The organism is Paenibacillus sp. M2, assembly GCF_046713495.1.
In the GTDB taxonomy this organism is placed as follows: Bacteria; Bacillota; Bacilli; order Paenibacillales; family Paenibacillaceae; genus Paenibacillus; species Paenibacillus amylolyticus_B.
The window spans coordinates 2970874-2984357 of the sequence record NZ_CP169648.1 but is presented as its reverse complement, the minus strand read 5'-3'; the positions used below and the strand labels follow the sequence as shown (position 1 = coordinate 2984357).

The window sequence follows — 13484 nt, the reverse complement described above, 5'->3', positions numbered from 1 at the left end:
GGTCAGACACTCTTTTTATACAATCAAACCACGTATCGCCTCGTTCTCTTAAACGAACTCTACGTTATGGTAGACCTGTTGAACATCTTCAAGGTCTTCGAGCGCATCGATCAGTTTCTCGAACTGAGCTTGTGCATCCTCTGGAAGTTCAATATGATTTTGCGCAAGCATGGTCAGCTCGGCTACTGTGAACTCCGTAATACCGGCTGCTTTGAATGCTTCCTGTACAGCGTGGAATTGATCCGGTTCTGCATATACGATCACCGCTTCGTCTTCATCCACGATATCACGTACATCTACGTCTGCTTCAAGCAGAAGTTCAAGTACTTCCTCGGAATTCTTGCCTTCTACACCGATTACCGCTGTAGGATCAAACATGTAAGCAACAGAACCGCTGACACCCATGTTACCCGCGTTTTTGTTAAACGCAGAGCGTACTTCCGGCGCTGTACGATTTACGTTGTTGGTAAGTGCATCCACGATGACCATCGCACCATTCGGTCCGAAGCCTTCATAACGCAACTCTTCATAGTTCTCATCCCCGCTGCCTTTTGCTTTTTCCATCGCACGATCAATGATGGCTTTGGGTACATTATACGTTTTGGCACGTTCCAGCACGACTTTCAGTGCACGGTTCGCTTCCGGGTCCGGTTCGCCCTTCTTGGCAGCTACATAGATCTCAACGCCGAATTTAGCGTAGACCCGGCTCGTATTTGCATCTTTTGAAGCTTTTTTTTCCTTGATATTATTCCACTTACGACCCATATCGTTTCCGCTCACTTTCAACATGTAATCTGCTTTCTACTATGCCATTATATCTTGTTGAGCGTACTTCAACAAGTTAATACCTACGAAAAACTGGGAGTAACTGCGGTGATTATCCATCTCCATTTGAAGATTAGCCTCAGTTTATCCTCTCATAATCTCTCAGCAACAACTAACATTACCTCTACTCACTCCATATATAACAAACAAGAAGCACCCCATAAGGAATGCTTCCGCCCTAAATCAGTCCTAATTTCAGTTCATCTTACCCGGTCCATTAAGCGTGAAATTGTCGACCATCCAACACTTCAGGAACATAACCCGCACGAATGACAAAGTCTCCGAAATGTTCCCCTTCATTGCGCTCTTTGGCATACTGGTTCACCATTGGAGTTAACGTGTCCAGAATCTCGGTTTCACCAATGTTTTCTTTATACAGCTTATTCAAGCGATGTCCGGTGAAGCTGCCACCGAGATACATGTTGTATTTCCCAGGTGCTTTACCGATAAATGAAATCTCCGCCAGCATCGGTCTTGCACATCCGTTCGGGCAACCCGTCATACGAATGACAATCTCTTCGTCTCTCAGCCCGGCTTCGTCCAGTACTGGCTCCAGTTTGTCGATCAGAGACGGCAAGTAACGTTCGGACTCAGCCATCGCAAGGCCGCAGGTTGGAAGCGCAACACAAGCCATCGAACTTCTGCGCAGCGCTGAGTAATGCGCACCATCGGTCAGATTGTACTGTTGAATGAGTGCTTCAATCTTTTTCTTCTTCTGGCTGCTAATGTTACCAATGATCAGATTTTGATTGGCTGTCAGACGGAAATCACCCGTATGCACTTTGGCAATTTCACGTAAACCCGTCATGAGAGGATATCCATCCACATCCTTTACACGACCATTTTGAATGAACAGCGTGTAGTGCCATCTGCCATTATTACCTTTTACCCAACCATATCGATCTCCGTTCGTCTCAAAATGATACGGACGTGCCGCATCCAGTTTCCATCCCAAACGGCTGGTCAGCTCATCGACAAACCACTCCACACCACGATCATCCAGCGTATATTTGAAACGAGCATGTTTACGAACTGCACGATCTCCATAATCACGCTGAATCATAACTGTTTTCTCTGCAACATCAATCATTTGCTCCGGCGTACAGAAACCAATGACTTTGGACACCTGAGGATAGGTTTTAGCGTCACCATGAGACATCCCCATGCCACCGCCAACGGAAACGTTGAAGCCTTGCAGCTTTCCGTTCTCCACAATAGCAATAAAGCCAAGATCCTGTGAATAGACGTCTACATCATTGGATGGTGGTACAGCAATACCGATCTTGAACTTCCGTGGCAAATACACTTTGCCATAGATTGGTTCAACTTCTTCGTCGGAGTCCTGGGAATCAATCACTTTCTCTCCGTCCAGCCACAGCTCATGATAAGCCCGCGTGCGAGGGTCCAAATGATTACTCACCTGACATGCCCACTCATACACTTCAGCATGCACATCAGATTGATTTGGATTCGGGTTACACATCACGTTACGGTTTACGTCCCCACATGCAGCCAGTGTGCTTAGCAACGAATCGTTCACTTCGCGAATGGTGTTCTTAAGATCCCACTTCAGTACGCCATGCAGTTGGAAAGACTGACGTGTGGTCAGACGAATCGTCTCATTCGCATATTTATGTGCCACTCTGTCCATCATCAACCACTGCTCCGGGGTTACAATCCCACCGGAAGCACGCACACGCAACATGAATTGGTATGCAGGCTCCAGCTTGGATTTGTGACGCTCGTTACGCAGGTCGCGATCGTCCTGCATATAACTGCCGTGGTGTTTCATCAGACGGTTGTCGTCCTCTGGAATTGCACCCGTGATGCGATCAGCCAACGTTTCGGTCAGACTTCCGCGCAAGTAATCACTTTTGATCTTTATATCTTCCACATCGCTATTCGTGCGCTGTGGGTTAAGTAAGTTATTATAAACCATGCTGCTTTCTCCTCTCGTCTCTGCGGGATGGTGCAGTCCGGCTGGGCCGGTAATTAATAGACGTCCCGCTGATAACGTTTCTCCTGCTGTAACCGTGTCAAATATTCCGATGCCTGCTCAGGCGATAAACCGCCTTCTTGTTCAAGAATCGTGGTGAGCGCAGCATGCACATCATGTGCCATTTTTTTCTCGTCACCACAGATATATATGCTTGCACCTTCCTGAAGCCACTGGTACAACTCTTTGCTGTGTTCCAACATACGATGTTGTACATACACCTTCTGTTCCGTATCACGTGAGAAGGCTACATCCATTTTCGTGAGCACACCATCTTTGAGCCAACGTTGCCATTCCGTCTGGTACAAGAAGTCAGTGGCGAAATGCTGATCTCCGTAGAACAGCCATGTCTTGCCCTCTGCTCCTGTTTCTTCACGCTCACCAAGGAAAGATCTGAACGGCGCTACACCTGTACCTGGGCCAACCATGATGATCGGTGTATCCGGGTTCTCAGGCAGCTTGAAATTCGGGTTATGCTGTATATATACAGGCAGGGTGTCGCCAGCTTCGATTCGTTCAGCCAGATGTACCGAGCACACACCATAACGTTCTCTGCCACGCGCTTCATAACGTACCGAGCGAACGGTAAGATGAACTTCATCCGGGAAAGACTTCGAACTACTCGCTATGGAGTACAGACGTGCCGGAATTTTGCGAAGAGCAGCGACGAATTCTGCAGCAGGAATCCCTTTCAGATGATAATCATGAACCAGATCCAGCAGATCACAGCTATTCATGACTGTACGGAATTCGGAATCATCTGCGAGTAACACCGTCAGGTCACTCCCAGGATTCAGTTTCGCAAGTTGTTCCACGACCGGTTTCGTCACCGCTGTAATTTCAAAATAACGCAGCAACGCTTCGTGCACAGATGCCTGATCCCCGTTTTTATTCACGGTCACGCGTTCATCGGCATTCCATCCCATGGCTGCAATCAATTCCTCCACTAGACGTGGATGATTCTCAGGGAATACGCCAAGGCTGTCACCTGGCTCGTAGTCCAGGCTGGAGCCTTCCAAAGACAACTCAATGTGGCGTGTTTCACGGTCCGATCCTCTGCCATTCAGATTGAGATTCTCCAATACTTCAGCCTTGAACGGATTCGTGCGATCATATTCGGATTCCCCGCCGCTCACGGCAGCTGTAACAGCCTCAGTAGTTACCTTGCTCGCAGCAGCAGATGTACTGCTTAAGGATGCCAGTACTTCATTCATCCACTCCGCAGCTGCTTCATCAAAATCAACATCACAGTCCACACGCGGTACAAGGGCTGTACCACCCAACTCCTGCAATCGTTTATCGAAGTCCTTACCTGTCTGACAAAAGAACTCATAGGAGGTATCTCCCAGAGCCAACACCGAGTAACGAAGCCCTTCAAGCTTTGGAGCCCGTTTGCTGTTCAGGAATTCATGCAGCGGAATCGCATTATCTGGTGGTTCGCCTTCGCCATGCGTACTGACGATGATGAGGAGATTTTCAATTTTCTTGAGTCCGTTCGGTTTGAAATCTCCCATCGATGACAACGTTACCTGAAGACCTTGCTCTTCAAGTTTCTTGGCCAGCTTCTTCGATAGGCCACTGGAATTCCCGGTTTGTGAACCGAAGAGCACGGTAACTTCCCGGGATACTGGCGGAGCACTGACAGGTGCAATACCTGTAGTTGGTGCAGCCTGTACCAGGTTAGCTGGAGCCGCTATTGTCGCGCTTGCCTGAATTGCTGCAATATATCCGCTCAACCAAGTACGTTGTCCATCGGTCAATGTAGGAATAAGACGATTAAGCAGTTCAACTTGTTCTTGATTAAAAGGGCTGTTTGTCACTTGAAGTTCCACTGTTTGCCACCTCGCGCATTGCTTCGATTTTAATTCCGACTAAAATCATCACATTAATTTAATTTCTTCTATCTAAAACCTAACACACCGGGTGTTGAGGGTCAATTTCAATGATTTTATAGCATTTATCAGTTTCGCTGATAAAGGACAAAAAACAACAAAAAACCTCCTTTTCAAATCAAGGACGGTTTTGTTTTATTTTTAAATTTGACGGCCATCTCAAGTTGAAGTTGAAAGTGGAATATAGTCACTAAAATGATTTCCAAGCACTCTGCTTTTATCTCCGTATACTCTGTCCAAATGATTTTCTCCCCACAGACATATGCGATCAATGATGTCCTGTAGTGTCAGGCCATATTCGGTCAGCTCATACTCTACCTTGGGCGGAATCTCAGGATGAATAATTCGATGGATGATTTCATTCTTTTCCAAATCACGAAGCTGCTGGGTAAGGACCTTCTGGGTAATTCCAGGAATGGCTCTGCGAAGTTCGCTGGTTCGTTTTTTACCTGATATCAGCTGATGCAGAATAAGAATCCTCCATTTTCCACCGACCAGTTCCAGCATCGCCTGCACACCGCTCTCATATTTTTTCATTTCTTGTTCCACTTGTACTCCCCCATAATTCACATATATGTATACCCGTTATTAAAAGTAACCGAAGAACCCCAAGGTATCTACAGCACTCTCAGGTGCGTACTTCTCAATACGATGTCATGAATCTTATAATAACATTGGTCAGAATGTTTAACCAAAAAAAAGAAAAAAGGATGGTTACTCCTACATGAAAGTTAAACTGGTCGTTACTCACCCAAGACAGGATTCCCTAACATTTGCCGTGATGAATCGTTTTATAGAAGGTATGCAGGAGAATTCCCATGAAATCGATATCCTCGATCTATATCATGACGGATTTGATCCACTATATGGCGTAGAAGATGAACGAGACTGGCAAAATCCCGATAAACAGCATGCCCCTGTGATTCGCAAAGAGCTGGATCGTGTGCTTGCGGCTGATGCCATTGTATTTGTTTTCCCGATCTGGTGGTACAATGTTCCCTCCATGCTCAAAGCTTATCTGGACAAGGTATGGAACATGGGGCTACTGAACAAGGCAAACTCCAAAAAGGCACTGTGGATTGCACTAGCTGGAGGAACGGAGGCTTCATTCCATAAATACGACTATTACAACATGATTTCCAATTATCTGAATAATGGGATCGCAGGTTATGCAAGAATGCAGGAATCCCGAGTCGAATTTCTCTATGAAACGATCTCAGAATCCAAAGAACATATCGAAGGCTTGCTGGAACAAGCCTATCAAATCGGAAAAAACTACAATTAACAATGCACTAACATTACAATTAACTACTGCAAAAGCATAGGAAGTTACTCGTTCGTTGAGTAGCCTACTTTTCACCCATTGGGGGCGTACAATCAAGAAGGCTTACTCCAACCTAAGTTCCAGGTCAGAGTAAGCCTTCTTTATCATACACTACGATTCTGGTGTAACATTAGTTATTCCATACCAGTTTGCTCATCATCGCATACAGCAACGTAGCCGATTCAGCTCTGGTCGCTTCGGCAAGAGGCTTCACCTCACCGTTGTACCCGTTGGCGATGCCCAGATCCACAAGTAAGGCCACACTATCCCGTGCATAAGAGCGAATCTCGGAAGCGTCGCTGAAACGAGTAAGTTTATCTGTTGCAGCCGTCTCGGAGTTAACCAGTCCAGCCGCTGCAAGTGCTCTGACTGTCAACGTCATCATCTCCTGACGAGTGATCGTGGACTCTGGCAGGAAGCGCCCGTCACCAGTACCACTGGTGATACCTAGTGAGCGCGCAGCTGTAACTGCTTCGTAGTACGGAGCCTTTTCGTTTACATCAGTGAACGCATTCCCGGAAGAAGCATTCAAGCCGAGCGCAGTCATCAACCATTGCATGTATAGACCGCGAGTCATCTCCTGTTTTGGATGCAACTCTGTGGAATCACCACTTGCCTCGGCATCAATCACGCCTCGGACTGCCAATGCCTCCATCGCTTTCTTGGCCCACTGCACTTCTGCAAGATCTGCGAATGTCTGCTCCACAGACACAACAGCATAATTTTCGGTGAGTGACGTTACGGAAAATACAAGCTGCCCGCTGTTTGGATCGTAGTAACTTTGCGGCAAGGGGCTTGCCACACCGTTCGCGCCAATGACAAATGCTACAATCCGATCCTGCTGAGCATTTTGTGTTGATGGGAAAGGCAGATGAAGGTTCAATCCGCTTTTCAATGGCCATGGTTGACCATCCAGTTGAAGTTCGAGCTGGACTCCATATTGCGTGCCAAGCTGATCTGCAACTGTTTTTGGTAACTCGGTTCTGACCAATCGGATGGATGCCATCCCATCACCAACGATGTCCTTCGTTAACAGTGTCGCAGGAAGCTCCAACATGCCCAGCTCTGTAACCATGTTGAACACATGTGACTCACCCTGATCTATTAACGCAGAGGCAGGGAGAGATACTTCATATGCCGTTGCTCCCGAAACCGGCTTCAACCGTAGTTCGACCAAGCGCCGACCCGCATCTGTTACGGGGGCAACTTTAAAAGCATCTTTGATCGTTGAAGCATCCACGTTGGACTGCACTACACCCTTCTGGTCAGGCTTTCCCTGCAACTCCAGAACGGAACGGTCTTTCTCCGGTTTAGGTTGTGGTGCAGCATTCCCTGCACCTGGGCTAACACCTTCTGATTGTCCGCCATTGTTGCTTGAACCTGAACTACTCCCTGAATTTCCACCTGAATTGCCGCCCGGGTTGCTACCCGAACCAGGGTCCGATCCTCCGGGGGAAGAAACAGATGCAGGCACCTTCACCGTCAAAGGTACAGTCAAGGCTCTTGTGTCGTCAGAAATTCGAGTAATTTCCAACTCCAGTAGTACTGTTGTTTCCTTAGAAGGTGGGACAATCGTTCCATCCGTCTGAATGACGGACGGTACCGAACTGGAAGCGATCTTCACCGTGAAACCTTGCGGCACACTTGGTAATTTCATTTTTTTCGCACCTACTGAAGGTTGTTCCAGTGCCGTAATGCCTGTAGCTACATCGGCAGCAGTCTGCTGAGCCGTATGCACCTGATAAGCGGAAGATATACCTCTCACGGACTGCCCTGTCGCATCCAAAGCTTCCACTTTGTAATAATATTCCGTGCCGGGGTTCAGTTCACTGTCCGTGTACTCCCGTCCATTGCCGCTATAGACCACCTTGTACTCACCTTGCTCGCGATCTGAGCGGTAGAGCTTGTAGCTTGCTGCTCCAAGATGAGCATCCCAGTGAAGCGTTGCACTCGTTGAATCCACCGCATCCGCATTGAGACCAGCACTGTCATTAACTGGTGGCGTAGCATCTGGCTTAACGATCATTATCCAACTAATCATCGGGTCCTGTGATGCCGTGTTGCGTACGGTTAACTCCAGTTTGTTGTCCGACACAATGATGCCTTTGTCGGCTCTAACACTGGCAGGCGTAAACGTAACAGCCCCGGTATTGGTGCCATTGATGATGAAATTGGCTCTGCGCGATGCATTCGTCCACGGATCGTTGAATCCGGCGTACACATCATATGTTCCGTTCGGTACATCAAATCTGTAGGTTAAGTCTGTGCCTTTTGGAGAGTTGCTGATATTGCCACCGTTCAGATAACGTACGGTCGAGAAAATATCTCCGCCATTCGAGCCGGATGACAGTGCATCTGCGCTGGTGTATCCCCAATTGCGACCCTCTGCCGGAGCGTACATCTGGTCTGCCGTTCCCGGGTTAGCCAGTGTTCCTTTCATATAGGCACCCATAAGATTGTAATCAGCCGTTTCGTACCCTCCACTATTCACAAAATATAGGGCATTCTCTGGAATGACGTTTACACGAACCGCCTGCTTTTTGTTGTTATATTCCGGTGTCGTTACCTGTAATGTGAGTGGTCCTGGCTTAGCAAAATCTTCTGCCGTCATGGCCCGGTTATCAATTGTCCATACTGCTGGCGTTGACACCAGTTCACCACCGTCGCGTACATTCAATGTCGTTGGCAGAGATGGCACTTTGCCAAGCGCTACCGCTTCTGGCAACGGATCAGCGATATCCACCTTGCCCATCGAATTCAGCAGATCCGGTGTCCAACTGTTATACCACTTGATCGCAATGTCGGAGCCTATTCCAAACTCAATGGGCAAGAACACGTATTTTGCAGCATCATTCGAGAAATTGCCACCATTCCACGTATCCCCAACGTAAATGAACTTGCCTTTTTCCGGATCGACCGGAATGACGGAAGTGGTCTGTGTGCCAAATGCCTTGCCTGGATCGGGATCACTTGGCAACGTGCGCACGAACGGATTGGTCTGCGTTGACCACGGGCCAAAAATGTTATCCGCCACCGTCACTTTGTTTTCGTTAGGGGCCCAGCCGGAAGCTCCGGAAGTCAAAATATAATATTTTCCCTGATACTTGAACATTGCCGGTGCTTCGCGTTGCCCTCCAGGGAACACCCGCACGTAATCTACGCCGTACTCGGCCTGATAGGTGGAATCACGTACCGGATTGCCTTTGTCATCCGTTCGTCCTTCCTTATGCCAACCTGTTACGTCACTGTAGTCTTCATTCAGTTTGGAGATATAGAGCGTCAGGTTTTCTTCACTGGAATAGATCAGATAACCGGTGCCGTCATCATCCTTGAACAATGTCATGTCACGTGCCATGCCCTTATCACTTGGGAAATAATCTTTCTCCCCTTCCGGAGCTCTGTCCATTCGGTAACTCTTCTGATACACAAAAGGTCCAGTTGGAGAGTCGCTGATTGCATAACCGGCCCGCGCCTTACCGTAGTTCGCATTATCGTTGTATGGGTCCTTGTCACCATCCATGTGGGCCCACATCACGTATTTCTTTGTTTTGTCGTTGTAGATGACCTTTGGTCGTTCAATGATCCGTCCTTTGCGGATATCTGCCCAGATATCCACGCGGTCTTCACGCCCCGCATACAATCTGGAGATCAACGGGTCATTGTCAAAATCATCCATGGACTGAAGTGTCGATAGAGCCATGCCCTCGTCTGTCCAGTTCATCAGATCCTTGGAAGAATACACACGCACACCAACAGCTGGCCAACCGCCTTTATGATATTCGCCATACCAGTAATAGGTCTCCGTCTGTTCATCGTAGAAAAAACCAGCCCCATGCGCATCAATTGGCTTCCCGTCCAGACCTGGCCACAATTGCCCTGGTGTTATGCTTGTGCGAACCGTGGCAACACCCAATGGTGGGGATGCTGGAGTAGTTACGCCGTCCACGGTCGCCTGAATGGTGTAAAAATATCCTGTGCCCATCGTCAGACCACTATCATTAAACGTGCTTTCTTTGCCACTATAGACCTGCTGATACGTACCCGTAGCACTCGTAGATCTGGAGAGCGTATACGTTACATCAGATCCAGCAAGGGCATTCCACCCCAGAGAGATGGATGTATCCGTCACAGCTGTAGCAGCAAACTCTGTAGGAGAGTCAATGGAGTACGTCGTAGCTTCTGCAATGGTGAAGGCTGACTCCCCAGCTGTATTGAAGGCCATTACGCGATAGCTATAACTGTTGCCCGGCTCAAGTTCTTTATCCGTGAATGTAAGCCCTTTCCCTTCATAAATCTGCTCGTATTGCTCACTGCCAGCTTCAGCCCGAACCACGCGGTAACCCGTTGACTTGTCCACGGCGGACCAAGATAACTTCACGCTCGTTGCGTTGAGTGCTTCGGCCTTCAATTCGCTCGGAGCCTGAGGGGCCGTCGCTGTAGTTCGTACTTCCAGCGGCGCAGACCACAAGGATTCAGTTAATCCTCCGTATTCATAGGCAAGCTTGTAATAGAAGACCGTATCCCCGCTTAATCCTTCATCTGTGTATCCCACAGTTCCGGTGTTGGTTACCAGGGAATAACCGTCTTCAGGCGTAGAGGAACGGTACAGACGATAGCCTGTTGCACCCGCGAGTTCAGACCATTGCAAGGAAACTGAAGACGCCGTCTGCTCAGCAATAGAGAGCTGAATATCGTTCTCAGGCGGTCGCTCGGCAATGGTCACGTCATCTACATGTACCGATTGCCACTTATTCCGAATGCCCACGGTACCTGAACCGTATGTAGGATCGACCAGATCGAATACCAACCGATCGGAGCCATTTTCGGCTATATATCCTCGAATGGTGCTACCTGATAGCACTATTTTGAGTGTGTACCACGTATCTTTGGCAAACGCATAGTCCACCGTTTTCAACGTTGTATCGCCGTTATTCACCTTTTTGCTGAAGACCAATTTGTTGTTAGGCACCTGCATTTGAAAATAATAATAGTTGCTCTTATCTTGGAACCGCGGCAAAATGCCCGGAAATCCTTTACCTTCTCCTGTATAAAAGCGCATGGACACGGTCATGTCCGACATGGAGTCTCCAGTAGAGATGATGCCTTCATTGGTATCGCTCTGGAAAAGCGTGGAGTTGGACGCATCTGTCGGGTCAGCGAACACTTCCCAGTTGCCTGAGCTTACGTTCCACGCGGGTGATTCCGTGTAATTCCCATCCGAAAAATCGTCCTGCAACAATGTGGCGGGTATACTGCCCAGATCGGCATACGCCTTACTCGGCAGCATCAACGGTCCCGAAGACAGTGCAAGTGTTGCAGATAACATGAATATCATGGGTTTCCTGAGTTTATCCAATGTTCATTCTCTCCTTTGGCGTGAAAGATGAAAGCATGGTTCTTGATCGCGAGGTGTTGTTGTTCAACCTATCCTCAGCAGCCGGCGGTCAGTACAAAAGCGGGGTCCACCTCCTTTTTATAATGAAACCGGTTTCATTGAAGAGCAAAAAAAGACCCGTCTTCCCTTCTAAGTGCAAACTGGTACCCATACGGAATACCGTGTCTTCTTCGCCCCTATGCAGTGAAACAGGTTTCTAATATATAAATGTAATCGCTTTCTTGAATTATATTATTGCCTTATTCAAGCTGTCAACTGTGAATTGGGCTCCAACATTTTTCGTTAAAACCACGCAAAAAAGGCGCGAGTTCTGCCTGTTTTGCAAGCAAAATTCGCGCCTTTTCTCATGCTTCGAGCTTGTTCCCAAGCTCGCACGTATTATTAGTCCGTGACTTTTGAACAGCCTCTATTTAGAATACTTTCGTGGTCCACGACTCACAATTCCACGTCTCTGTAACTACATCACGGTAGAATTCCGGTTCGTGGGAGATTAGAAGAATACTGCCTTTGTAAGCCTTGAGTGCACGTTTCAACTCTTCCTTGGCATCAACGTCCAGATGGTTCGTCGGCTCATCGAGTACAAGCAGGTTGGTTTCGTTATTGATCAGCTTACAGAGACGCACTTTGGCTTTCTCCCCACCACTTAGTACAGCTACCTTGCTCTCAATGTGTTTTGTAGTCAAACCACATTTTGCAAGTGCAGCACGCACTTCGAATTGGGTATAGGAAGGGAACTCCTGCCAGATCTCTTCAATACATGTATTGTAGTTGGCATCCTTCATCTCTTGCTGGAAGTAACCAATCTCCAGATGTTCACCACGTTGAACGGTTCCTTCCAGAGCTTGAATTTCACCCAGAATACTACGCATCAGAGTTGTTTTACCAATTCCGTTCGCACCAACAAGGGCGATCTTCTGTCCACGCTCCATACGCAGATCCAGTGGTCTGGACAACGGTTCGTTGTAACCAATTACAAGACCTTTGGTTTCGAAAATGAGCTTGCCGGATGTTCTTGCATCACGGAAGTTGAACTGCGGTTTCGGTTTCTCCTTGGCGATCTCGATGACATCCATCTTGTCGAGTTTCTTCTGTCTGGACATCGCCATATTACGTGTAGCTACACTTGCTTTGTTACGCGCTACAAAATCCTTGAGGTCAGCAATCTCTTGTTGTTGGCGCTTGTAAGCCGACTCCAACTGCTGTTTTCTCATCTCATGCACTTCCTGGAAATGATCATAATCGCCCACATAGCGAGTTAGATTCTGGTTCTCCATGTGATAGATCAAGTTGATTACACTGTTCAGGAACGGAATATCGTGAGAGATCAGAATAAAAGCATTCTCATATTCCTGCAAATAACGTTTCAGCCATTCGATATGCAATTCATCAAGATAGTTCGTAGGCTCATCTAGGAGCAAAATATCGGGTTTTTCCAACAGCAGCTTGGCAAGCAGTACTTTGGTACGCTGTCCACCACTCAGATCATTGACGTCTTTATCCAGACCAATATCTGTCAGACCCAGACCACGTGCGGTTTCATCCACTTTGGCGTCAATCATGTAGAAATCCTGGTTTGTCAGCGTATCCTGAATCGTACCCACATCTTCAAGAAGTTGTTCAAGCTCCTCGGGAGTCACATCGCCCATTTTGCCATACATATCATTCATTTCCTGTTCCATGTCAAACAAATACTGAAACGCGCCGCGAAGTACGTCACGGATCGATTGGCCTTTGTTCAATACAGCATGCTGGTCCAGATAACCAACACGCATCCGTTTGGACCACTCCACCTTGCCTTCATCCGGCTGAAGCTTTCCTGTAATAATGTTCATGAAGGTGGATTTACCTTCACCATTGGCCCCGATCAGACCAATATGTTCGCCCTTCAACAGGCGGAATGAAACGTCGTTAAAGATAGCACGGTCACCAAAACCGTGACTTAATTTTTCTACATTTAATATGCTCATTCATGACACCTTTTCTATATAGACTTAATTCTTTGTATATTATAAGCGTTATCTCCTGCACAACTCAACGCCCTATTAAAAAATA

7 protein-coding genes are annotated in these 13484 nt (G+C 47.6%); 1 reads left to right on the top strand and 6 read right to left on the bottom strand.

What is annotated here, in order from left to right; all coding sequences use genetic code 11:
- Positions 1-48 precede the first annotated feature (48 nt).
- The 4 genes from ACETMN_RS13820 to ACETMN_RS13805 form a co-directional block, all read right to left on the bottom strand.
- The gene (locus ACETMN_RS13820) at positions 49-765 is read right to left on the bottom strand and encodes a YebC/PmpR family DNA-binding transcriptional regulator (RefSeq protein ID WP_091017712.1); all 717 of its coding nucleotides are present in this window, start codon (positions 763-765) and stop codon (positions 49-51) included.
- A 277-nt stretch (positions 766-1042) separates the two neighbouring features.
- Entirely contained in the window at positions 1043-2764 is a 1722-nt protein-coding gene (gene cysI / locus ACETMN_RS13815) for an assimilatory sulfite reductase (NADPH) hemoprotein subunit (RefSeq protein WP_091016747.1), read from the bottom strand.
- Between the two features lie 53 nt (positions 2765-2817).
- Positions 2818-4653 (bottom strand): assimilatory sulfite reductase (NADPH) flavoprotein subunit, encoded by a 1836-nt coding sequence (locus ACETMN_RS13810; protein WP_091016749.1) that lies wholly within the window; start codon positions 4651-4653, stop codon positions 2818-2820.
- A 219-nt stretch (positions 4654-4872) separates the two neighbouring features.
- Positions 4873-5262: a winged helix-turn-helix transcriptional regulator gene (locus ACETMN_RS13805; protein ID WP_091016751.1), complete on the bottom strand. Its 390-nt coding sequence runs from the start codon at positions 5260-5262 to the stop codon at positions 4873-4875.
- Between the two features lie 175 nt (positions 5263-5437).
- Here ACETMN_RS13805 and ACETMN_RS13800 point away from each other — a divergent pair, with 175 nt between their 5' ends.
- Positions 5438-5998, top strand: a complete 561-nt coding sequence (locus tag ACETMN_RS13800; RefSeq protein WP_091016753.1) for an NAD(P)H oxidoreductase — start codon at positions 5438-5440, stop codon at positions 5996-5998.
- A 169-nt stretch (positions 5999-6167) separates the two neighbouring features.
- Here the strand turns inward: ACETMN_RS13800 and ACETMN_RS13795 are convergent, their stop codons facing one another.
- Together ACETMN_RS13795 and ACETMN_RS13790 are read right to left on the bottom strand one after the other, a co-directional pair.
- Positions 6168-11393 carry an S-layer homology domain-containing protein gene (locus tag ACETMN_RS13795; RefSeq protein WP_411736249.1) on the bottom strand — a complete coding sequence of 1742 codons (5226 nt, stop codon included), beginning with the start codon at positions 11391-11393 and terminating at the stop codon, positions 6168-6170.
- Positions 11394-11842: 449 nt separating this feature from the next.
- A complete protein-coding gene (locus tag ACETMN_RS13790) occupies positions 11843-13399 on the bottom strand; it encodes an ABC-F family ATP-binding cassette domain-containing protein (protein ID WP_017688769.1) in 1557 nt (518 codons plus the stop codon).
- Between the last annotated feature and the right edge of the window lie 85 nt (positions 13400-13484).